We start from the raw sequence: 21,409 nt of genomic DNA, 5'->3' as shown, positions 1-21,409 counted from the left end.
CTTCATCCTTTCGCGACTTTCAGGTCGCCGAACATGCCCCATTCGGCCCAGGAGCCGTCATAGAGTGCGTGATTGCGGTGGCCCAGCCGTTCCAGCGCCAGGTTGATGATCGCCGCCGATACGCCCGAGCCGCAGGTGGTGATCGCCGGCTTGGCCATGTCGACACCGGCCGCGTCGAAAACCTTGCGCAGCGCGTCCTCGGGTTTCATCGTCCCGTCGGCATTGAGCAGCGTCGCGTAATGGACGCATTTCGAATTCGGGATATGGCCCGAACGCAGGCCGGGCCGCGGCTCGGGCTCCTCGCCCTTGAAGCGGCCGGGCGAGCGGGCGTCGAGGATCTCGTGATCGCCCAGTTTCGAGGCCGAGGCGACCTGGGTGACGTCCTTGACCAGCGACGCCTGGCGCTGCACGGTCATGTGCCGGTCCTTGATGATCGGCGGCATGTCCTCGAGCTCGCGCCCCTCGGCGCGCCATTTCGGCAAGCCCCCGTCGAGCACGGCGACATCCGTCTTGCCCATCAGCCGGAACAGCCACCAGACCCGCGGCGCCGAGAACACGCCGGCACCGTCATAGACCACGACCTGGTGACCGTCGCCGACACCCATGGCGCGCAGCCGGCTCATGAACTTCTCGACCGGCGGCGCCATATGCGGCAGTTCCGAGCGCTGGTCCGAAACGTCGTCGATATCGAAGAAGCGGGCGCCGGGAATATGGCCGGCCTCGTATTCCGCCTTGGCGTCGCGGCCCATGTCGGGCAGGTACCACGAGGCGTCGAGCACCCGCAGATCGGGGTCCTTCAGGTGGGCGGCAAGCCAGTCGGTCGAAACCAGCGTCTTCGGATCATCCTGCGGCATCGGTATCCTCCGGTGGGTCAGCCCGGCTTAATTCGGCACGGCCCGGCAAGCAAGCCCGCAGCACGGGTTCGGGGCCCTGTGCCGCCCCCATGACGCCGTTTTCGGGAAGATCCCGCGCCGGCTTGCCGCCCATCCGGGCAATGCCCTCGCCCGACCCTCGCCGTCACGCCGAAAGGGCGCCCCCCTCTCGGCCATGGCCCTGCCGGCTCAGTAGTTCTGCTTGAGCAGCCGCTGCTTCTGGCGGTTCCAGTCGCGCTTGGCCTCGGTCGCGCGCTTGTCGGCCACCTTCTTGCCCTTGGCGATGCCGATCTTCAGCTTCACGATGCCGCGGTCGTTGAAATAGAGCTTCAGCGGCACAATGGTCATGCCCTCGCGCGCCGTCGCCGACCACAGCCGGGCCAGCTCCTTCTTCGACACCAGCAGCTTGCGCTTGCGGCGCTCCTCGTGGCCCCAGGTCTTGGCCTGCAGGTAGGGCGCGATATAGCCGTTGATCAGCCACAGCTCGCCATCCTCGACCGAGGCGTAGCTCTCGGCGATATTCGCCCCGCCCTGGCGCAGCGACTTGACCTCGGACCCGGTCAGCACGATGCCGGCCTCCAGGTCGTCCTGGATGGCATAGTCGAAGCGCGCCCGCCGGTTCTCGGCGATCAGCTTGGAATTGGGGTCGGATTTCTGGGCCATGACCGCCCCGAGATAGGCGAGGCACGCTGCGCTGTCCAGTCACGGCAAACGCGCGCGCCGGGCCGGAGCGTCTTTCCAGCCGCCCGCTCCCGGCTTAGATAGGCAGTCTGGGGAGAGAGGAAGCAGACGTGTTCATCCAGATCGCACTCGGCACGGTCCTGATGCTGATCACCATCGTGATCGGCGGCGCCAGCCTGTGGCTGATGGAATCGGTGATGCAGCGCGCCACCCCCTGGCTGCATCGCGAGCCGCACCGGCCGAAAATGGTGATCGTGCTCTGCGTCGCCTCGGTCTGGGCGATGGCGGTGGTGACCCTCGGTGTCTGGCTCTGGGCCCTGACGCTCTGGGCGCTGGGGATCTTCATCCACCTCGAATCCTCGGTCTATTTCTCGCTCGTCGCCTATACGACGCTGGGCTTCGGCGACATCCTGCTCCCGCCGAACTGGCGCCTGCTGGCTGGCATGGCGGCGGCCAACGGGCTGCTCAATTTCGGCCTGCTGACGGCGACGCTGATCGAGGCCCTGCGCCATATCCGCCTGAGCCAGATCGAGATGTCGCGGCGCAAGGACTGATTCCCTGCGCCACCGGCGTCCCCCTTTCTGCTTGCAAATATCCCCGGGGAGCCGCCAGCGGCGGCGGGGGCAGCGCCCCCCTCGCCGACGCCGTCAGTCGATGCGGTCGAGGACATAGCCCCTGCTGACGCTCTGCCCCAGCGCCGGGTGGGTGCCGATCACCCGGCTGAGCGGCGGGATCTCCCACTGGTCGCGCAGCGCATAGCCCATCTGCGCGAAGCCGGCCTCGAACGCGGCGCGGTTGCGGATCTGGTACGGCATCCGGGCGTTGCCGACCCGCTCCAGCGCCACCACCGTCGGCCCCTCGCGGGTCGCCACCTTGTTGAGGACGATCCGCTCGGGCCGGTTGGGCAGCCGCGCCACCAGCTCGGCAAACGGGATGTCGAGATATTGCAGCAACCCGGAACCGAGCAGCAGGTCGACCGGCCCGACCCGGCCGAGATCGCTTTCGAACCCGATCCCGGCGGGCAGCGCCCCGGCCTTCTGCCGGTTGCGCCCGGCCTCGACGATGGCGGGCAGGTCATAGACCGTCCAGTCGAACTCGGTGACCGGCAGCAAGGGCTCGAAGGCGATGTACTTGGTTCCCAGGTGGCCGCCGGCATCGACCAGGCGCAGGCCCTTGCGGCGCGACAGGTTCAGCCAATGGATGACCGGATAGTCCCACAGCGTCACCTGGCACATCAGCTCGAACGGCACCTCGGCGACCTCTTCGTTGTCGCAGCCGCGTATGCGGTTCTTCGGCACGGCGGTCATGGCGCTGGCGTAATCGGGGAAGGCGCCGACCAGCGAGGGCGGGTTCCGGGTATGGGCGCGCAGCCGGCCACGCGCGGTAGCCTTGGCGAGCCGAACCCCCCGGCGAAATGCCCGGAGCGATTCAAATGGCATTGTTGAAAACCGTATCCTGCAAGCCAACCTTTCCCGAAAGGATAATACGCCTTGCGTCGACTGGGAATGGCCAACCGCTGCCCGCCCTCGTCGTGGCAAGGCCGACTGTCGCGGAAACGCCGCACAGGACCGGCCCGCGGGCCACCCCGTGCCGTCCGGTTCAGGCCCGGCGGCTGGCGATGGCGGTGACGCCCAGCACCTCGAGCACCTTGGCCTCGATCTGGGCGGCGCTCATGCCGGCGACGGCATACATCTCGGCCGGGCTGGCCTGGTCGATGAAGATGTCGGGCAGCACCATGCTGCGGAATTTCAGGCCATGGTCGAACACGCCCGATTCGGCCAGGAACTGGGCGACATGGCTGCCGAAGCCGCCAACGGCGCCCTCCTCGATGGTGATCAGCGCCTCGTGCTCGGCCACCAGCCGGCGGATCAGCTCCTCGTCCAGCGGCTTGGCGAAGCGGGCATCGGCGATGGTGGGCGAGATGCCCCGGGCGGCCAGCGCCTCGGCCGCCTTCTGGACCTCGGCCAGACGGGTGCCGAAGGACAGCAGCGCGACGCGGCTGCCCTCGCGGAGGATCCGGCCCTTGCCGATCTCGAGCGGCACGCCGCGCTCCGGCATCTCGACGCCGACCCCCTCGCCGCGCGGATAGCGGAAGGCCGAGGGGCAATCGTCGATCGCCGCCGCCGTCGCCACCATGTGGACCAGCTCGGCCTCGTCGGCCGCGGCCATCACCACCATGCGCGGCAGGTTGGCCAGGAAGGCGACATCGAAGGCGCCGGCATGGGTCGCGCCGTCGGCGCCGACCAGCCCGGCGCGGTCGATGGCGAAGCGCACCGGCAGGCGCTGGATCGCCACGTCATGCACGACCTGGTCGTAGCCGCGCTGCAGGAAGGTCGAGTAGATGGCGCAGAACGGCTTCATCCCGCCCGCCGCCAGCCCGGCCGAGAAGGTCACCGCGTGCTGCTCGGCGATGCCGACGTCGAAGCAACGCTTGGGGAAGCGTTCGGCGAAGAGGTTGAGCCCGGTGCCGTCCGGCATCGCCGCCGTCACCGCGACGATCTTGTCGTCCTCCTCGGCTTCCCTGACCAGGCTCTGGGCGAAGACCTTGGTGTAGCTCGGGGCGTTCGAGGGCGCCTTCTGCTGCTTGCCGGTCACCACGTCGAAACGGGCGGTCGCGTGGCCCTTGTCGGCCGCGCCCTCGGCCGGGGCATAGCCCTTGCCCTTCCTGGTGATGACATGGATCAGCATCGGCCCGGTCGCCCGCGCCCGCACGGTGCGCAGCACGGGCAGAAGCTGGTCGAGGTCGTGGCCGTCGATCGGCCCGACATAGGAAAAGCCCAGCTCCTCGAACAGGGTGCCGCCCACGGTCATGCCCTTGAGCATCTCCTTGGCCCGGCGTGCACCCTGCTGGAACGGCTCGGGCAACAGGCTGACGGCGCCCTTGGCCGCCGCCTTCAGTTCCTGGAACGGCGCCCCGGCATAGAGCCGCGACAGGTAGGAGGACAGCGCCCCGACCGGCGGCGCGATGCTCATCTCGTTGTCGTTGAGGATGACGAACAGCCGCTTCTTCAGGTGGCCGGCATTGTTCATCGCCTCGAAGGCCATGCCGGCGCTCATCGCCCCGTCGCCGATCACCGCGATGGCGTCGCCGACGTCGCCGGCGCCGAGGTCGCGCGCCGTGGCGAAGCCCAGCGCGGCCGAGATCGAGGTCGAGCTATGGGCGGCGCCGAACGGGTCATAAGGGCTCTCGGACCGCTTGGTGAAACCCGACAGCCCGTCCTTCTGGCGCAGGGTGCGAATGCGGTCGCGCCGGCCGGTGAGGATCTTGTGCGGATAGCACTGGTGGCCGACATCCCAGATCAGCTTGTCGCGCGGGGTGTCGAAGACGGCGTGCAGCGCCACGGTCAGCTCGACCACGCCCAGCCCCGCGCCCAGATGGCCACCGGTTTCGGAAACGGCGGAAATGGTCTCGGCCCGCAGCTCGTCGGCCAGCTGGTTCAGCTCGCCATCCGACAGCGCCTTCATGTCGGCGGGCACGCGCACCCGGTCCAGCACGGGGGTCTGCGGTCTGTCGCTGCTCATCCTCGCCCCTCCTCAGGGCAATCACATGTCGCGCGCAATAACGAACCGGGCGCAGTGCTGCAAGATGTCGGCCTCTGCGCCATAGGGTTGCAGCGCCGCCTCGGCCTCTTCCACCAGCGCCTTGGCCCGCGCCCGCGCGCCTTCCAGCCCCAGCAACGAGACGAAGGTCGCCTTGCCGGCCGCGGCATCCTTGTTCAGGCGCTTGCCCGCCTTGCCGGCATCGCCCTCGACATCCAAGATGTCGTCGGCGATCTGGAAGGCAAGGCCCAGCGCCGCGGCATAGCGGCCCAGCGGCGCCGGATCGGCGCCGGCGAGCAGCGCCCCGGCCTCGGCCGACCAGCGGATCAGCGCCCCGGTCTTGCCGGCCTGCAGCGCGGTGATCTCGTCCAGCGTCAGCGGCTCGGCCGCCGTCTCGGCCGCGATGTCGAGCGCCTGGCCCAGCACCATGCCCTCGGCCCCCGCCGCCCGGGCCAGCCCGGAGACCAGCGCCAGCCGGCGCCCGGCCGGGCCCAGCGCCTCGCGGGTCAGCAGCTCGAAGGCGAGGCTTTGCAGCGCGTCGCCGGCCAGCACCGCCGTCGCCTGATCCCATTTGACATGGACCGTCGGCCGGCCCCGGCGCAACGCGTCGTCATCCATGCAGGGCAGGTCGTCATGGACCAGGCTGTAGGCATGCAGCGCCTCGACCGCCGCCGCGGCATGGACCGAGGTCTCGGGCCCGACGCCGTGCAGCCGCGCCCCCTCCATCACCAGGAAGCCGCGCAGCCGCTTGCCGCCTTCGACGGCATAGCGCATCGCGTGGACCACCTTCTGATCGGCCCGGTCGGCGAGCGCATCCTCGAGGCAGGCCTGGATCCGGCCCGCCGCCTCGGCCAGCGCGGTGACGAACATCTCAGAGCCCTTCGGCCGGCGTCGCGCCCGCGGCCCGCCCCTCGGCGACGCGGATCTGCTCGACCTTTTCCTCGGCGGATTTCAGCTTGGTCTCGCAATGCGCCTTCAGCTCGGCGCCGCGCTCGTAGAGCTTGATCGACTCTTCCAGCGGCACATCGCCCCGTTCGAGCTGGCCGACGACCTGCTCGAGTTCGGCCATCGCCTCTTCGAAACTCATCTTCTCTACCGGCTTGCCCATCGCCTCGTCCGTCATCCGCCCCGCTCCATCAGACCCTGAACATGCGCCGCGGCGCTTGCCGCGAGGGCCTGCAAATCATATCCCCCCTCGAGTGTCGAGACCACCCGCCCGTCGCAATGGCGGTCGGCAAGGTCGCAGAGCTTGCCCGTCAGCCATTCGAAATCCGCGACCTGCCATTCCAGCTGGGCCAGCGGATCGGCGAGATGGGCGTCGAAACCGGCCGAGATCAGCAAGAGCTCGGGCTGGAAGGCGTCGACCGCCGGCAGGATCACCCGCTCGTAGGCCTCGCGCATCTCGGCGCCGCCGGTTTCGGGCGCCAGCGGCAGGTTCAGCACGTTGCCGCAGACGCCGCGCTCCTTGGCCGCGCCGGTGCCGGGATAGAGCGGCATCTGGTGGCTGGAACAGAACAGCGTCCGGGACTCGTTCCACAGCAGGTCCTGGGTGCCGTTGCCGTGATGGACGTCGAAATCGACGATGGCGACGCGGCTCAGCCCGTGATGGTCCAGCGCCCGCCTGGCGGCGATGGCGACATTGCCGAACAGGCAGAAGCCCATCGGGCTTTCGACCTCGGCATGGTGCCCCGGCGGCCGGCAGGCGACGAAGGCGTTCGAGACCTCGCCCGCCAGCACCGCATCCACCGCCGCGCAGATCCCGCCGACCCCGCGCAGCGCCGCGTTCCACGAGCCGGGCGAGACATGGGTGTCGGGATCGAGCTGGACCGAGCCCTCCTCGGGCACCGCGGCCCGGATCCGGTCGACATAACGCTGGGGATGGCAGCGCAGGATGTCGGCCACGTCGCCCAGCGGCGCCGCACGCCGGTCCAGCGCCGCGAAGTCCGGCGCCGCCAGCGCCGTCTCCACCGCCTCGATCCGCGCCACCTGCTCGGCATGGCCCGGCGGCGTCACGTGCAACAGGCAATCCGGATGCGAATAAACCGCAGTCACCATGCGCGTTTTCCTTCTTCTTCTGGGTAGAACTATCCTCCGGGGGTCCGGGGGGGTGGCCCCCCGGCCTCGCCGCCTCAGCCCAGCGCCTCAGTCCGGCGCCAGCATATAGCCCGCCCCGCGCACCGTTTGAAGGTAGCGCGGCTGTTTCGGATCGGCCTCGATCTTGCGCCGCAGCCGGGTGATCTGGACATCGACCGCGCGGGCGCTGGCCTGGCCGCCATCGCGGCCCAGATCGGCGACCAGCGTCTCGCGGCTGACCGGTTCCCCGGGCTGGGCGGCGAAGATGCGCATCAGCGCCGCCTCGGTCGCCGTCAGCCGGATCAGCTCGCTGCCCGACCACAGCTCGCCACGCTCGGCGTCGTAGCGCAGAGGACCGAGCTGCAGCAGCTTCGGCCCGGCCTCGGTGACCCTGGCCTGCGGCACCCGGCGCAGGATGGCGTTGATGCGCAGCAGCAGTTCCTTGGGCTCGAACGGCTTGGCCAGGTAATCGTCGGCCCCGGCCTCCAGCCCCTCGATCCGGTTGCCGGTCTCGCCCTTCGCCGTCAGCAGCAGCACCGGCGTCGCCACCGAGCGCCGCAGCCAGCGGGTGAAGGTGATCCCGTCCTCGCCCGGCATCATCACGTCGAGCACGATCAGGTCGAAATCGAGCCCCTCGAGCAGCCGCCGCGCCTGCGCCGCGCTGCGCGCCGCGGTGACAAAGAAACCGTTGCGAATCAGGAATTTCTGCAACAGCCCGCGGATGCGTTCATCGTCATCGACGATCAGCAGGTGGACATCGTTTGTCTCCGTCATGAGCCACCGTCCCGCAGCGCCATGTATTGCCGCCGCATCTCGGGCTCCATCATCGCCTCGAGCACCTGGCGGAAACCGGCGACGGCGGCGGGCCCGGCGGCGCGATAGGCCGCCCGCATCCGCGCCCGCTGCGCCTCGGACAGCTCGCGCTCCAGCGCCGCGCCCTGCTCGGTCAGGTAGAGATGCCGCTCGCGCTTGTCGCGCCGGCCGACCCGGCTCTCCACCAGCCCGTCCTCGATCAGCGTCCGCAGCACCCGGTTCAGCGACTGTTTCGTCACCCCGAGGATGGCCAGCAGGTTGTTGACCGTCGTCCCCGGGCTGCGATGGATGAAGTGCAGCGCCCGGTGATGCGCCCGGCCATAGGCGTAGTTTTCCAGAATCCGGTCCGGGTCGGCGGTGAAGCCGCGATAGGCGAAGAACATCGCCTCGATCCCCTTGCGCAGCTGCTCGTCGGTCAGAAAAAGAAGGCTCTCGCCGCCGGCGGGTCCCGGTCCTCCCTCAGCCATCACGTCCTCGCAAATCACTTTTTTTGTGCGTTGAGCCGATTTTATGTCAGCCTTGTTGACTTTCCAAGAATCAATTGTTAGCGAAATCCAGTTTTGGCGCAATTTTGTGTCCGAAGCGGACTTATCGACGTAACTTTCGCAAACCCGACTTGGCGGTCGGGCGAATGGAGGAACAGATGGCGGCATATGACGACCGCGACGGAAAGATCTGGATGGATGGCACGCTTGTCGACTGGCGCGACGCGAAAGTGCATGTCCTGACCCATGCGCTGCACTACGCCTCGTCGGTATTCGAGGGCGAGCGTTGCTACAACGGCAAGATCTTCCGCGGGCACGACCACTCGGTGCGGCTGCGCAAATCGGCCAGCCTGCTCGATTTCGAGGTCCCGTATTCGGCCGAGGAGATCGACGCCGCCAAGGAAGCGGTGCTGCAGGCCAACGGCCTGAAAGACGCCTATGTCCGCGCCTTCGCCTGGCGCGGCACGGGCGAGGACATGGGTGTCGCCGCCGCGCGCAACCCGGTGCGCGTCGCCATCGCGACCTGGGAATGGGGCAACTACTACGGCGACGCCAAGTTCAAGGGCGCCAAGCTCGACATCGCCAAGTGGAAGCGCCCCTCGCCCGAGACGATCCCGGTCGCGGCCAAGGCGGCGGGGCTCTACATGATCTGCACCATGTCCAAGCACGCGGCCGAGGCCAAGGGCTGCTCGGACGCGCTGTTCATGGACTATCGCGGCTATGTCGCCGAGGCGACCGGGGCCAACATCTTCTTCGTCAAGGATGGCGAGGTGCATACGCCCAAGCCCGACTGCTTCCTCGACGGCCTGACCCGGCAGACCGTGATCGGCATGCTCAAGGATCGCCAGATCAAGGTGCACGAGCGCCATATCGAGCCCGGCGAGATGGAAGGGTTCGAGCAGTGCTGGCTGACCGGCACCGCGGCCGAGGTCACCCCGGTGGGCCAGATCGGCGACTACAACTTCGAAGTCGGCGCGATGACAAAGGAAATCGCGACCGATTACGAGAAGCTGGTGCGCAGCTAGGCGCAATGCGGCGGGGCCCTGCCGGCCCCGCCCGACTTTCCGGGCGCGCTCAGACGTCGCGGCCGCGCTCGATCCGGGTGAATTCCTCGGCCCGCTTGTTCTTGTCGCCACGCTGCTGCGCGCGCTGCTGCAGGGTCTTCGAGGCCGGATGCGTGCCCTCCTCGCCCGAGTCGCGCTCGACATCGGCGAAATGCTTCATCCGCCCGCCATTGTCGGCATGTTGGTGATCAATCGGATTGCGGCTCATAATTCCCTCCTGTGAATTAGAGTGCGCCCGACCTTAGCACAGGCAGCGCCGATTCCCTTGATCGACGTCATGAAAGCCGCTCCAGCGCCCAGCGCGCGGCCTCTGCCACCGTCGGATCGGGATCGCCGGCCAGCGCCTGCGCCGCCCCGCACAGCGCCGGGTCGCCGGAATTGCCGATGGCATAGAGAACGTTGCGCAGGAAGCGGTCGCGGCCGATGCGCTTGATCGGGCTGCCCGAGAACCGCGCCCGGAATCCGGCATCGTCCAGCGCCGCCAGCTCGGCCAGCGGCGGCGCCCCGACCTTCGCCGCGTAGCGGATCTCCTGCGCCGCCGCCGCGAACTTGTTCCACGGGCAGGCGGCCAGGCAATCGTCGCAGCCATAGATCCGGTTGCCCAGCAGCGGCCGCAAATCGGGGTCGATCGGCCCCTTGTGCTCGATGGTCAGGTAGGAAATGCAGCGCCGCGCGTCGAGCTGGAACGGCGCCGGGAAGGCCCGCGTCGGGCAGATGTCGAGGCAGGCGGTGCAGGAGCCGCAATGCTCGACCTCCGGCGCGTCGGGCGGCAGTTCCAGCGTGGTGAAGATCGCGCCGAGGAAGAACCAGTTGCCCAGCTCGCGCGACAGCAGGTTGGTGTGCTTGCCCTGCCAGCCCAGCCCTGCGGCCTGGCCCAGCGGCTTCTCCATCACCGGCGCGGTGTCGACGAAGACCTTGATCTCGGTCCCCGCCCCCGCTTCCTCGATCAGCCAGCGCCCCAGCCGCTTGAGCCGCTTCTTGACCACGTCATGGTAATCGCGCCCCTGGGCATAGCAGCTCACCGCCGCCCGGTCGCGCCGCTCCAGCACCGCCAGCGGCGCGTAATCGGGGGTGTAGAGCTCGGCCAGCATGATCACCGAGCGCGCCTCGGGCCACAGCGCCGCCGGATCGCCGCGCCAGCCCATGCGCTCTTCCATCCAGCCCATCTGGCCGTGCCGCCCGGCGCCGACGAAGGCCCCGAGCCGCCCCGGCGCCTGCGGAATCGCGTCGGGCGCACAGACGCCCATCTTCGCAAAGCCCTCGGCCCGCGCCCGCTCTTCCACCCGTGCTTTCAGCTCGGAAGGCTCCACGCTGCCCCTTTCTTTCTGTTCGCAAATATCCTCGGGGGGTCCGGGGGGCAGACAGCCCCCCGGCCTCGCCGCCTAGAAATCCAGGTCCGCGTAATGCGCCGGCGGCGGGAAGCCCGGCACCTGGTCGGCCAGCAACGGCCGGAAGGCCGGGCGCGACTTGATCTTGGCGTACCAGTCCTTGACGTTGGCGTTCCGGTTCCAGTCGACATCGCTGATATAGTCCAGCGCCGACAGATGCGCCGCGGCGGCGAAATCGGCCAGCGTCATCGCGTCGCCCGCCAGCCAGCGCCGCTGGTCCAAGAGCCAGCCCATGTAGTCGAGGTGGTACTTGATCTTCTGCGCTCCGAACTTGACGTTCTTCGAATCCGGATAGCCCAGCCCCATCACCTTCTTGTTGACCCGTTCGTAGAGCAGCTTCGAGGTCACCTCGTGATGGAACTTGTCGTCGAACCAGGCGCAGAGGCGACGCACCTCGTAGCGGCCCTCGGGCGTGCGCGGCAGCAGCGGCGGCTCGGGGTATTTCTCGTCGAGATATTCGCAGATCGCCTGGCTCTCGCTCATCACCCTTCCGTCGAGCCGCATCACCGGAACCTTGCCGCCGGGGTTGCGGCGCAGGAATTCCTGGCTCTGCTCCCAGTAGCGTTCCTCGATCAGCTCGACCTCGATCTTCTTCTCGGCCAGCACCAGGCGAACCTTGCGGCAGAAAGGCGAAAGCGGAAAGTGGAAGAGGCGGTTCATGGCGGCGGATCACCTGTGGCTTTCCATCTGTCTTGCCGCGCCGGGAACGGCATTTCAACCTCGGAATGCCGCGCCGCCGGCGCCTTGCCGCCGATGCGGCACGCTCAGCGGCGCTCGAAACAGCGGGCGCGGCCGTCGGCCTCGATGGTGGCGGCACCGTCGCGGATATCGGCGGCGCGGCGGCGCAGCCAGGCATCCGGGTGGGCGGCGTCGCGATACTTGGGATCGGGCAGCACCGAAGCCAGCAGCGCCGCCTGCTCGGGGGTGATCGCGTTCGGTTCCTCCTGGAAGGATTTCGCCGCCCCGGCCGCGACGCCGAAAGTGCCCTCGCCGAACTCGGCGACGTTGAGATAGACCTCAAGGATGCGGCGCTTGGACCAGGTCAGCTCGACCACCGGCGTCAGCAAGGCTTCAAGCGCCTTGCGCGGCCAGCTCCGGCCCTGCCACAGGAAGACGTTCTTGACCACCTGCTGGGTGATGGTCGAGGCGCCGCGCCGGGCGCCGCTGTCGATGGCCTTGCGGATCGCGGCCATGTCGAAGCCCCAGTGGAGGCAGAAATTGGCATCCTCCGCCGCCACCACCGAGCGCGCCATCACCGGCGAAATCCGGTTCATGTCGGTCCATTGCCGCTCGACCTTGCCCAGCCGGCGCGCCTCGGAGGCGATGTAGAAGGTGGTCGGCGGATTGACCACCGAGACCAGCGCGACCAGGGCGACCACCGGCAGCACCACGGCCAGCACGCCACGCCAGATCCAGCGCCGCCGCCCCTGCGGCGCGCGCGTCTTCGCCTTGCCCTTGCGGGCGGTCTTGCTGCCGGTCTTTGCCCGCGCCATGCCCCTGCCTTCTTGTTGGCCCTAAAATCGGGGAGGCGCGGGGGGAAGGTCAAGCCCGAACCCCCTGCGGGCCAGCGTCGTTCCGTCCCGCCTTCTGCACCGCCGCCACCCCGGGCATCGCAAGCACGCGCGCCTCTCATTTCACCTGAACACAAATATCCCGGGGGAGTCGCCTCCGGCGACGGGGGCAGCGCCCCCACGCGCGCAGCGCCTCGGAAAACGGCTTGCGCCCGCGGGGCGCGCCTCCGGATCAGCCGGCGCTCTCGGCGCAGTGGCGGCGAAAGGCGGTCTTGAGCAGGTCGAGCTCGGCCCGCAACAGGTCGAGTTCGGCGCGGATGTCGTCTTCCAGCGGCGCGCCGGTGACGATGGTGAAGCTGGCCAGCGGCTCGGCGGCGCCGGCCTCGCGGATCAGCACCGTCTGCACGCCCTCGGCCAGCGCCGCCAGCGGCACCGGCACCGTCACCGTCCAGGCCTGGCCCGCGCCCGGCTCGGCCACCACCGAGACCCCGGGCACCGGCTGGTCGAGATGGCTCGCCTCCAGCTCCGGCCGCTCCCCGACCGGCGCCGAGGCGGTCAGCCGCCCGGTCCAGGTCCCGCCGGCGATCCGCAATTTGGTCAGCGTCAGATCGGCCATCTCATCCCCTCACAGATCGGCCCGCGGCCGGCGGCAGAAGGTCACGTCGCGCCAGGTCACCTGGTTCATCTCCGGACCTTCGAAGATCAGGTCGACCCAGAGCTTATCGACCCGCTTCTCGTTCATCTTGGTATAGGCGAGGTCGAACTCGATCATCACTTCGGTCGCGTCCCGCGGCAGCTCGCGCACGATCTGCTCGACATTCGGCCCGTGCTTGACGTTGAGCCGGGCGAAGATCTCCAGCGGCCGCTCCTTCTCGACGGTGGCGTCCATGCGGATGACGTGGCGCCGGGTCAGCCCCTGCGCCGCCTCGGCCGGCAGTTCCAGCACCAGCGACAGGAAGCTGCCGTCGAAGCGGAACACGTCGAGGCGCAGGCCGTAGGGGGCGAGGTCGGCCTCGCGCCTGTTGCGGATCTGGCGCAGCGACAGCTCGTTGGTGGTGCAGTCGTGAAACAGCGTGGCGCCATCGCCGAAACCGGTTTCCGAGGCCACGGCGGCCAGGCCCGGGCGCGCCAGCGGGCCGCGCCAGATCCCGGGCCGCCAGGCCCAGTCGGCGCTGGCGGGCTTGCGCATCGCGCTCGAGCCGATCATCGGCAGGGCCAGCCGGCCATCGGCGACATGGGTGAACTGCCCCAGCGCGCGCTGCAACTGCCGCGCCTCGCCGCGCAGGGCGCGCAGCCGGGCCGGGTCGAGCGTCTCGGCCGTCTCGGCGGCGGCGCGCCACCGGGCCAGCGCCCGGCGCTGGACCATCGCGTCCATCCAATTGTCGATCTTGCCGCTCATCGCCTGCCCCGGCTCCGCTCGCCCCCCCGTTATCGCCGGAATTGGGGGGCAGTTCCAGCCCGGACTGCCCCGGCCCGCGGCGGCGCCCGCGCCTAGCCTTCCGTCACCTCGGGCGGCGGCGGCCGCTTCGGCGAGGCGTGGCGTACCCGGGCCATGAAATCGCGCAGCAGCGCCTCGGCCTGGGCCGGGATGATCGGCTTGTCGGGCAGGCCGACGACCGTCAGCGTCACGATCCGGCCGTTGAGGTCGAACAGCACGCGCCAGCTTTCGGGCTTGTCCGGCCGGCCGGGAAAGGCGCTGCTGTCGCGCAGGTGCAGGAAGAAGGCGCCGTCGCCGGCGTGGTGGTCGAGAACCTTCACCGTCGCCGCCCTGCCCGAGCGGCTGAGCGCGGCACGGCCGTCGGACGAGGTGAAATAGGCCGCCAGCCGGTCTTCCGAGCCGGCGATCGAGGCGCCGCCGCGGCCGCCCGAGACGGCGGCGGTCAGCACCGCCATCACCTTGGGCCGGGGGGCATAGGGCGAGCCGGACAGCGAGGCACAGCTGCCCAGCAGCACGAAGGCGCCGCGCCTGGCGTCGCGGCTGCCCTTCTCGTCGACGCAATAGCCCGGCGGGCCGGCGATGATGACGCTGCCCTCGGCCACCGCCATCCGGTGCGGGACGAAGCCGCCGATCCCGGCGCAGGCGCTCAGAAGGGCGGCGAGCGCCAGGCCCGCCGCCCCCCTGATCGTCGCGAAACGGATCGTGTTACTGATCCATGTAGACATGCCGCTCCGCCTTGGCCCCCGGATGGGTCACCGCGCCCTTGCGGGTCGAGCCGACGAGCTGGGAATACTTCCACAGCGCACCCGAGGCATATTGCGTCTCGCGCGGGCCCTTCCACTCGGCCTTGCGCGCCGCCAGTTCCTCGTCGGTCAGATCGACCGAGATCTCGCCGGTCACGGCATTGAGGGTGATGCTGTCGCCGTCCTTGAGCAGCGCGATCGGGCCGCCATGGGCCGCCTCGGGGCCGACATGGCCGACGCAGAAGCCGCGGGTCGCGCCCGAGAAGCGGCCGTCGGTGATCAGCGCCACCTTCTTGCCCATGCCCTGGCCCGACAGCGCCGCCGTCGTCGCCAGCATCTCGCGCATGCCGGGGCCGCCGGCCGGACCCTCGTTGCGGATCACGATCACGTCGCCCTCGGCGTATTTGCGGTGGGTGACGGCGTCGAAGGCGTCCTCCTCGCATTCGAAGACCCGGGCCGGACCGGTGAAGACCTGCTCGGCCTCGCTCATCCCGGCGACCTTCACGATCGCCCCGTCGGGCGCCAGGTTGCCCTTGAGCCCGACGACGCCGCCGGTCTTCGAGATCGGGGTCTCGACCGAATGGATCACCTTGCCGTCAACGGCGCGGTCGACCAGGTCGAGCTCCTCGCCGATGGTGCGGCCGGTGGCGGTGATGCAGTCCTCGTGGATCAGGCCCGCCTTGCGCAGCTCGCGCATCACCACCGGCACGCCGCCGGCCTCGTAGAGGTCCTTGGCGACATATTCGCCGCCCGGGCGCAGGTTCACGAAATAGGGCGTGTCGCGGAAGATGTCGCAGACATCGAACAGGTCGAAATCGATCCCGGCCTCGTGGGCGATCGCCGGCAGGTGCAAGCCGCCATTGGTCGAGCCGCCGGTGCAGGCGACCACGCGGGCGGCGTTTTCCAGCGCCTTGCGGGTGACGATGTCGCGGGCGCGGATGTTCTTCTCGATCAGGGTCATCACCGCGACGCCCGAGGCCTCGCCATACTGGTCGCGGCTCTCGTAGGGCGCCGGGGCACCCGAGGAGTTCGGCAGCGCCAGGCCGATGGCTTCCGAGACGCAGGCCATGGTGTTGGCGGTGTATTGCCCGCCGCAGGCCCCGGCCGAGGGGCAGGCGACGCGCTCGAGGATCTCGAGCTCCTTGTCGCTCATGTTGCCGGCCGAATGCTGGCCGACCGCCTCGAACACGTCCTGGACCACCACGTCCTTGCCGTGCAGCCGGCCCGGCAGGATCGAGCCGCCATAGATGAAGACCGACGGCACGTTGAGCCGCACCATCGCCATCATCATCCCGGGCAGCGACTTGTCGCAGCCGGCGAGGCCGACAAGCGCGTCATAGCAATGGCCGCGCATGGTCAGCTCGACCGTGTCGGCGATGGCGTCGCGCGAGGCCAGCGAGCTGCGCATGCCCTCGTGGCCCATGGCGATGCCGTCGGTGACGGTGATGGTGGTGAATTCGCGCGGGGTGCCGCCCCCCTTCTCGACCCCCATCTTCACCGCCTGCGCCTGCCGGTTCAGGGCGATGTTGCACGGCGCCGCCTCGTTCCAGCAGGTCGCGACGCCGACCCAGGGCTGGTGGATTTCTTCCTCGGAAATCCCCATCGCGTAGAAATAGGACCGGTGCGGCGCCCGCTCGGGGCCCTCGGTCACGTGGCGGCTGGGGAGTTTCGATTTGTCGAAACGGCGATTGGTCATGGCGGCTCCTCCGAAAACGGCTCGTCCCGGCATAATCTTCGCGAACCGAAGGGGCAAGGCGGTTTCGGCTTTGCATTCATTGCGCCGCAGGGCCTGCCGGCTTGTGCTTTCGTTCCCGGCCGTCCCGCCGCGGCGCGCCCGGCCGGCTCCGCAGCCGATCAAGATACCCCGCCCCGGCCCTCGCCGATTGCATTTCCCGGCCCCGGGGCTTATCTCCCTGCCCAAAGAACGCGCGCAAAAGGTCCGCCGAATGAACTGGATCTCCAACTACGTCCGCCCCAAGATCAACTCGCTGTTCTCGCGCCGCGAGGTGCCCGAGAACCTGTGGACCAAGTGCCCCGAATGCGGGACGATGCTGTTCCACCGCGAACTGGCGGAGAACCTCAACGTCTGCACCAGCTGCGATCACCACATGGCGATCACCCCGCGCGAGCGATTCAAGGCGTTGTTCGACGGCGGCATCTTCACCGAGGTCGAAGTGGCCGAACCGCTGCCCGATCCGCTGCATTTCCGCGACCAGAAACGCTATCCCGACCGGCTCAAGACGGCGCAGAAATCGACCGGCGAGAAGGGCGCGATGCTGGTCGCCGAGGGCGAGATGAACCGCACCCCGATCGTCGCGGCGGCGCAGGACTTCTCGTTCATGGGCGGCTCGATGGGGATGCAGGTGGGCAACGCCATCATCGCCGCGGCCGAGCGCGCGGTGACGCTGAAGCGGCCGCTGATCCTGTTCTCGGCCGCCGGCGGGGCGCGGATGCAGGAAGGCATCCTCAGCCTGATGCAGATGCCGCGCACCACCGTCGCAGTGCAGATGCTGAAAGAGGCCGGCCTGCCCTACATTGTCGTCCTCACCCATCCGACCACCGGCGGGGTGACGGCCTCCTACGCCATGCTGGGCGACGTCCAGATCGCCGAGCCCAACGCGCTGATCTGCTTCGCCGGGCCGCGGGTGATCGAGCAGACGATCCGCGAGAAACTGCCCGAGGGCTTCCAGCGCGCCGAATACCTGCTCGACCACGGCATGCTCGACCGGGTGACGCATCGCAAGGCACTCAAGGACGAGCTGACCACGATCACCCGGCTGTTGATGCGGCAGAGCCCGGCGGTGAAAGGCGACCTGCCGCCGCCGGCCCCGGAGGCCGAAGCCCCCGCGCCGGAAGCGGCGCCGGAGGCCAGGGAAAAGCCCGCCAAGGCGGCCGACAAGAAACCTGCCGGAAAGTCCAAGGCGTGAGCGACACCCTCGCATCGGACGTCATCCTCGACCGGATGATGGCGCTGCACCCGAAGATCATCGACCTGACGCTCGACCGTGTCTGGCGGCTGCTCGGGGCACTGGACAATCCCGAGACCCGGCTGCCGCCGGTGATCCACCTCGCCGGCACCAATGGCAAGGGCTCGACCCAGGCGATGATCCGCGCCGGGCTCGAGGCGGCGGGCAAGAAAGTCCACGCCTATACCTCGCCCCACCTCGCCCGCTTCCACGAACGCATCCGGCTGGCCGGAGAGCTGATTTCCGAGCCCGACCTCGCCCGCCTGCTCGACGAATGCGAGCGGGCCAATGACGGCGCCCCGATCACCTATTTCGAGATCACGACGGTTGCCGCCCTGCTCGCCTTCGCCCGCACCCCGGCCGATTACACCCTGCTGGAAACCGGCCTCGGCGGCCGGCTCGACGCGACCAATGTCGTCGACCGCCCGGCGCTGACGATCATCACCCCGGTCTCGATCGACCACCAGCAGTTCCTCGGCGAGACCCTGCAAGAGATCGCGGGCGAGAAGGCCGGCATCCTCAAGCGCGGCGTGCCCTGTGTCGTCGGCCCGCAGGAAGACGCGGCGCTCGAGGTGATCGAGGCCCGCGCCACCCGGCTCGGCGCGCCGCTGCTGGTCCACGGCCAGCACTGGCACGTGACCACCGAAAACGGCCGGCTGATCTTCCAGGACGAGACCGGCCTGCTCGACCTGCCGCTGCCCAACCTGCCCGGCCCGCACCAGGTCCAGAACGCCGGCGCCGCGCTCGCCGCCCTGCGTTACCTGGGTTGCGACGCGGCCGCCTGCGAGGCCGCCGTGACCCAGGCCTACTGGCCCGCCCGGATGCAGCGCCTGCGCCACGGCCCGCTGGTCGAGGCCGCGCCCGGGGCCGAGATCTGGCTCGACGGCGGTCACAACCCGGCCGGCGGCGAAGCCGTCGCCGCGACGCTGGCCGGCCTGCCCAAGCGCCCGACCTACCTGATCTGCGGCATGCTCAACACCAAGGACGTCACCGGCTACATGCGGCCGCTCGCGCCGCATGTAGCCCGGCTGACCGCCGTCTCGATCCCCGGCGAGCAGAATACCCTGCCGGCGGAAGCCACCCGCGCCGCCGCCGCCGCCGTCGGCATCGCCGCCGACACGGCCGAGAACGCCGCCGCCGCGCTGGCCGCCATTGCCAAGACCGAGCCGCAGGCCCGCGTCCTGATCTGCGGCTCGCTCTACCTCGCCGGCACCATCCTGCGCGAAAACGGCTGAACCGCCCTCCCCTTCTTCCTTGCGAAAATACTCTCGGGGGGTGCGGGCGGGGGTGCGGGAGGCAGACAGCCGCCCGCCGCTCCGCTACCCGCCCCAGTCCGCCGCCTGCATCTCGCGCAGCCGGCTCGCCGTGCGCTCGAATTCGAACGAACCTTCGCCTTCGACATAGAGCCGCTCGGGCTCTTCCGCCGCCGAGCAGATCAGCCGCACCCTGGCTTCGTAAAGCGCGTCGATCAGGGTCACGAAGCGCCGCGCCTCGTTGTAGTTCGCCGCCGACAGATGCGGGATGTCCTCGATGATCAGCACCCGGACAGCATCGGCGATAGCGAGGTAATCCGCCGGCCCCAGCGGCTGGCCGCAAAGCTCCCAGAACCGCATCCGGGCGACGCCGTTATGAGTCTGCGGCAGCTCGACCTCCCGGCCGTTGACCGTCAGCACCAGCGGCGCGCCGCTATCGCCGCCGGTGAGGTCGGCCCAGATATCCGAGATCGCGGCCGAGGCCGCCCTGTCCGCCGGCGTGAACCAGACCTGCGCCCCGGTCAGCCGGTGCTGGCGGTAATCGGTCTCGCTCTCCAGCTCGTGCACCGCCAGCCGCTGTTTCAGCATGTCGATGAAGGGCAGGAAGATGGCCCGGTTGAGCCCGTCCTTGTAGAGCTCGTCGGGGACCCGGTTCGAGGTCGTGACGACGACGACGCCGGCGGCGAACAGCTTGTCGAACAGCCGGCCGACGATCATCGCGTCGGCGATGTCGGTGATCTGCATCTCGTCGAAGCACAGCAGCCGGGTTTCCGCGATCACCTTCGCCGCCACCGGTTCCAGCGCGTCGGGCAACTCGCGCTTGCGGGCGGCGGCAAGGCCGGCCTGGACCTCCTGCATGAAGGCGTGGAAATGGACCCGGCGCTTGCGGCGGATCTCGGTCGCCTCCATGAACAGGTCCATCAGCATCGACTTGCCGCGCCCGACCCCGCCCCACAGGTAGAGCCCCCGCGGCGGTTCGGGCGGGCGCTGGAACAACCCGCGTAGCCCGCGCTTGCGGTCCGAGCTCTCCTCGAGCCAGCGCCGCACCTCCTCGAGCAGCGGCAGCACCGCGCGCTGCGCGGCATCGGCACGGAGCGCGCCGGAGGCGACGCGGGCATCGTAAAGGTCTGTCAGGCTCTGGCGCATGGGCCGTGATTAGACCGCCCGGCAGCCAAGGGAAACAGCTTTTCTCGCGCGCAAGAGCCGGTCAAGGGGCGCCTGCCCGCGCCATCCATCACGGCTGCTGAGGTTGCCGATCACGGATTCGCGATTGACGTGAGCGCCCGGGACGGCATCTTTCCTCCGGCGCACAGGAGACACCCCGATGACCGCTTCCCGCCCCGCCGCAGCCGCCCCGCTGATCACCCCGGTCCTGATCGGCGGCTGCATCGTGCTGATGCTCGGCTTCGCCATCCGCGCCAGCTTCGGCGTCTTCCAGATCCCGATCGCGCAGGAATACGGCTGGGCGCGGTCGGAATTCTCGATGGCGATCGCGATCCAGAACCTCGCCTGGGGCATCGGCCAGCCGCTGTTCGGCGCCTTCGCCGAGAAGTTCGGCGACCGCCGCGCCATCGTGCTCGGCGCGCTCACCTATGCCGCCGGGCTGATCCTGTCCTCCTTCGCCGTCACCCCGGGCGAACACCAGATCCTCGAGGTGCTGGTCGGCTTCGGCATCGCCGGCACCGGCTTCGGCGTCATCCTCGCCATCGTCGGCCGCGCCGCCGCGCCCGAGCATCGCAGCCTGGCGCTCGGCATCGCCACCGCCGCCGGCTCGGCCGGCCAGGTCTTCGGCGCGCCGACGGCCGAGGTGCTGCTGGGCTACTTCCCCTGGCAGACCGTGTTCCTGATCTTCGCCGCGGTGATCCTCGCCGCCCTGTTCGCGCTGCCGATGATGCGGGCGCCGGTGACGGCGACCAAGGCCGAGCTCGAGGAAAGCCTCGGCACCGTGCTGACCCGCGCCTTCCGCGACCCGACCTACACCCTCATCTTCCTCGGCTTCTTCTCCTGCGGCTACCAGCTCGCCTTCATCACCGCCCATTTCCCGGCCCTGGTGACCGAGATGTGTGGCGCCGTCGCCCCCAACGGCATGCTGGCCTCGCTCGGGATCGAGACGACCTCGGCCCTCGGCGCCGTCTCGATCGCGGTCATTGGCCTCGCCAATATCGTCGGCACCGTCACCGCCGGCTGGCTCGGCGCCCGGTTCTCGCGCAAGTACCTGCTGGCCGGCATCTACCTGCTGCGCACGCTGATCTCGGCCGCCTTCATCCTGACCCCGATCACGCCGGCCACGGTACTCCTGTTCTCGCTAAGCATGGGCGCGCTGTGGCTGGCGACGGTGCCGCTGACCTCGGGCCTCGTCGCCCATATCTACGGGCTGCGCTACATGGGCACGCTGTACGGCTTCGTCTTCCTGTCGCACCAGATCGGCAGCTTCTTCGGCGTCTGGCTCGGCGGCGCGATGTACGACCTCTACGGCAGCTATACCGGCGTCTGGTGGGTCGGCGTCGGCATCGGCGCCTTCAGCGCGCTGGTCCACCTGCCGGTGCGTGAAACCCCGATGGAGCTGCGCGTGCCGGCCTGAG

Annotated in this window: 23 protein-coding genes; 5 read left to right on the top strand and 18 right to left on the bottom strand. The window is 69.3% G+C overall.

Going from position 1 to position 21,409, the window contains the following annotated elements; all coding sequences use genetic code 11:
• Positions 1–2 precede the first annotated feature (2 nt).
• On the bottom strand, positions 3–854 hold the full coding sequence (gene sseA / locus ACFOES_RS02495; RefSeq protein WP_377831581.1) for a 3-mercaptopyruvate sulfurtransferase: 852 nt from the start codon (positions 852–854) through the stop codon (positions 3–5).
• Positions 855–1,061: 207 nt separating this feature from the next.
• On the bottom strand, positions 1,062–1,535 hold the full coding sequence (smpB, locus tag ACFOES_RS02490) for an SsrA-binding protein SmpB (protein WP_377831580.1): 474 nt from the start codon (positions 1,533–1,535) through the stop codon (positions 1,062–1,064).
• 128 nt (positions 1,536–1,663) lie between these two features.
• Between smpB and ACFOES_RS02485 the strand changes: the two genes are divergently transcribed.
• The gene (locus ACFOES_RS02485; RefSeq protein ID WP_377831579.1) at positions 1,664–2,107 is read left to right on the top strand and encodes an ion channel; all 444 of its coding nucleotides are present in this window, start codon (positions 1,664–1,666) and stop codon (positions 2,105–2,107) included.
• Between the two features lie 93 nt (positions 2,108–2,200).
• Here the strand turns inward: ACFOES_RS02485 and ACFOES_RS02480 are convergent, their stop codons facing one another.
• The 7 genes from ACFOES_RS02480 to ACFOES_RS02450 all read right to left on the bottom strand — a co-directional run bounded on the left by ACFOES_RS02480 (position 2,201) and on the right by ACFOES_RS02450 (position 8,446).
• Complete coding sequence (locus ACFOES_RS02480) at positions 2,201–2,992, bottom strand: methyltransferase, TIGR04325 family (RefSeq protein ID WP_377831578.1); 792 nt, start codon at positions 2,990–2,992, stop codon at positions 2,201–2,203.
• Positions 2,993–3,152: 160 nt separating this feature from the next.
• On the bottom strand, positions 3,153–5,075 hold the full coding sequence (gene dxs, locus ACFOES_RS02475; protein ID WP_377831577.1) for a 1-deoxy-D-xylulose-5-phosphate synthase: 1,923 nt from the start codon (positions 5,073–5,075) through the stop codon (positions 3,153–3,155).
• 21 nt (positions 5,076–5,096) lie between these two features.
• Positions 5,097–5,963: a polyprenyl synthetase family protein gene (locus ACFOES_RS02470; protein ID WP_377831576.1), complete on the bottom strand. Its 867-nt coding sequence runs from the start codon at positions 5,961–5,963 to the stop codon at positions 5,097–5,099.
• A gap of 1 nt (position 5,964) precedes the next feature.
• On the bottom strand, positions 5,965–6,216 hold the full coding sequence (locus ACFOES_RS02465) for an exodeoxyribonuclease VII small subunit (RefSeq protein ID WP_377831575.1): 252 nt from the start codon (positions 6,214–6,216) through the stop codon (positions 5,965–5,967).
• Positions 6,213–7,148 carry a histone deacetylase family protein gene (locus ACFOES_RS02460; protein WP_377831574.1) on the bottom strand — a complete coding sequence of 312 codons (936 nt, stop codon included), beginning with the start codon at positions 7,146–7,148 and terminating at the stop codon, positions 6,213–6,215. The genes ACFOES_RS02465 and ACFOES_RS02460 overlap by 4 nt, the downstream gene beginning before the upstream one ends.
• An 87-nt stretch (positions 7,149–7,235) precedes the next feature.
• On the bottom strand, positions 7,236–7,940 hold the full coding sequence (locus tag ACFOES_RS02455) for a response regulator (protein ID WP_377831573.1): 705 nt from the start codon (positions 7,938–7,940) through the stop codon (positions 7,236–7,238).
• On the bottom strand, positions 7,937–8,446 hold the full coding sequence (locus ACFOES_RS02450) for a MarR family winged helix-turn-helix transcriptional regulator (RefSeq protein WP_377831572.1): 510 nt from the start codon (positions 8,444–8,446) through the stop codon (positions 7,937–7,939). The genes ACFOES_RS02455 and ACFOES_RS02450 overlap by 4 nt, the downstream gene beginning before the upstream one ends.
• A gap of 176 nt (positions 8,447–8,622) precedes the next feature.
• On the opposite strand from ACFOES_RS02450, the gene ACFOES_RS02445 reads away from it, so the two are divergent.
• The gene (locus ACFOES_RS02445) at positions 8,623–9,489 is read left to right on the top strand and encodes a branched-chain amino acid aminotransferase (RefSeq protein ID WP_377831691.1); all 867 of its coding nucleotides are present in this window, start codon (positions 8,623–8,625) and stop codon (positions 9,487–9,489) included.
• Between the two features lie 49 nt (positions 9,490–9,538).
• On the opposite strand, the gene ACFOES_RS02440 is transcribed toward ACFOES_RS02445, so the two are convergent.
• The 8 genes from ACFOES_RS02440 to ilvD form a co-directional block, all read right to left on the bottom strand.
• On the bottom strand, positions 9,539–9,736 hold the full coding sequence (locus tag ACFOES_RS02440; RefSeq protein WP_377831571.1) for a hypothetical protein: 198 nt from the start codon (positions 9,734–9,736) through the stop codon (positions 9,539–9,541).
• A gap of 67 nt (positions 9,737–9,803) precedes the next feature.
• The gene (gene queG / locus ACFOES_RS02435; RefSeq protein WP_377831570.1) at positions 9,804–10,838 is read right to left on the bottom strand and encodes a tRNA epoxyqueuosine(34) reductase QueG; all 1,035 of its coding nucleotides are present in this window, start codon (positions 10,836–10,838) and stop codon (positions 9,804–9,806) included.
• 72 nt (positions 10,839–10,910) lie between these two features.
• A complete protein-coding gene (gene fzlA / locus ACFOES_RS02430) occupies positions 10,911–11,576 on the bottom strand; it encodes an FtsZ-binding protein FzlA (protein ID WP_377831569.1) in 666 nt (221 codons plus the stop codon).
• Between the two features lie 104 nt (positions 11,577–11,680).
• Positions 11,681–12,409 (bottom strand): monofunctional biosynthetic peptidoglycan transglycosylase, encoded by a 729-nt coding sequence (gene mtgA, locus ACFOES_RS02425; RefSeq protein ID WP_377831568.1) that lies wholly within the window; start codon positions 12,407–12,409, stop codon positions 11,681–11,683.
• Positions 12,410–12,659: 250 nt separating this feature from the next.
• On the bottom strand, positions 12,660–13,043 hold the full coding sequence (locus ACFOES_RS02420) for a hypothetical protein (protein WP_377831567.1): 384 nt from the start codon (positions 13,041–13,043) through the stop codon (positions 12,660–12,662).
• Between the two features lie 9 nt (positions 13,044–13,052).
• Positions 13,053–13,826 carry a DUF6478 family protein gene (locus tag ACFOES_RS02415; protein WP_377831566.1) on the bottom strand — a complete coding sequence of 258 codons (774 nt, stop codon included), beginning with the start codon at positions 13,824–13,826 and terminating at the stop codon, positions 13,053–13,055.
• Positions 13,827–13,918: 92 nt separating this feature from the next.
• The gene (locus tag ACFOES_RS02410) at positions 13,919–14,590 is read right to left on the bottom strand and encodes a hypothetical protein (protein WP_377831565.1); all 672 of its coding nucleotides are present in this window, start codon (positions 14,588–14,590) and stop codon (positions 13,919–13,921) included.
• Positions 14,571–16,304, bottom strand: coding sequence for a dihydroxy-acid dehydratase (ilvD, locus tag ACFOES_RS02405; RefSeq protein WP_377831564.1), 1,734 nt, complete (start codon positions 16,302–16,304; stop codon positions 14,571–14,573). The genes ACFOES_RS02410 and ilvD overlap by 20 nt, the downstream gene beginning before the upstream one ends.
• A gap of 250 nt (positions 16,305–16,554) precedes the next feature.
• Here ilvD and accD point away from each other — a divergent pair, with 250 nt between their 5' ends.
• Positions 16,555–17,535 carry an acetyl-CoA carboxylase, carboxyltransferase subunit beta gene (gene accD / locus ACFOES_RS02400; protein ID WP_377831563.1) on the top strand — a complete coding sequence of 327 codons (981 nt, stop codon included), beginning with the start codon at positions 16,555–16,557 and terminating at the stop codon, positions 17,533–17,535.
• Positions 17,536–17,570: 35 nt separating this feature from the next.
• Positions 17,571–18,809: a bifunctional folylpolyglutamate synthase/dihydrofolate synthase gene (locus ACFOES_RS02395; RefSeq protein ID WP_377831690.1), complete on the top strand. Its 1,239-nt coding sequence runs from the start codon at positions 17,571–17,573 to the stop codon at positions 18,807–18,809.
• Positions 18,810–18,893: 84 nt separating this feature from the next.
• On the opposite strand, the gene zapE is transcribed toward ACFOES_RS02395, so the two are convergent.
• Positions 18,894–19,973: a cell division protein ZapE gene (gene zapE, locus ACFOES_RS02390; protein ID WP_377831562.1), complete on the bottom strand. Its 1,080-nt coding sequence runs from the start codon at positions 19,971–19,973 to the stop codon at positions 18,894–18,896.
• Positions 19,974–20,151: 178 nt separating this feature from the next.
• Here zapE and ACFOES_RS02385 point away from each other — a divergent pair, with 178 nt between their 5' ends.
• Positions 20,152–21,408, top strand: coding sequence for an MFS transporter (locus tag ACFOES_RS02385; RefSeq protein WP_377831561.1), 1,257 nt, complete (start codon positions 20,152–20,154; stop codon positions 21,406–21,408).
• The last annotated feature ends 1 nt before the right edge of the window (position 21,409 follow it).

It is taken from the genome of Acidimangrovimonas pyrenivorans (assembly GCF_042643245.1).
Lineage (GTDB): Bacteria > Pseudomonadota > Alphaproteobacteria > Rhodobacterales > Rhodobacteraceae > Acidimangrovimonas > Acidimangrovimonas pyrenivorans.
The sequence above is the reverse complement of the archived record's forward strand: the minus strand, read 5'-3'. Positions and strand labels throughout refer to the sequence as shown.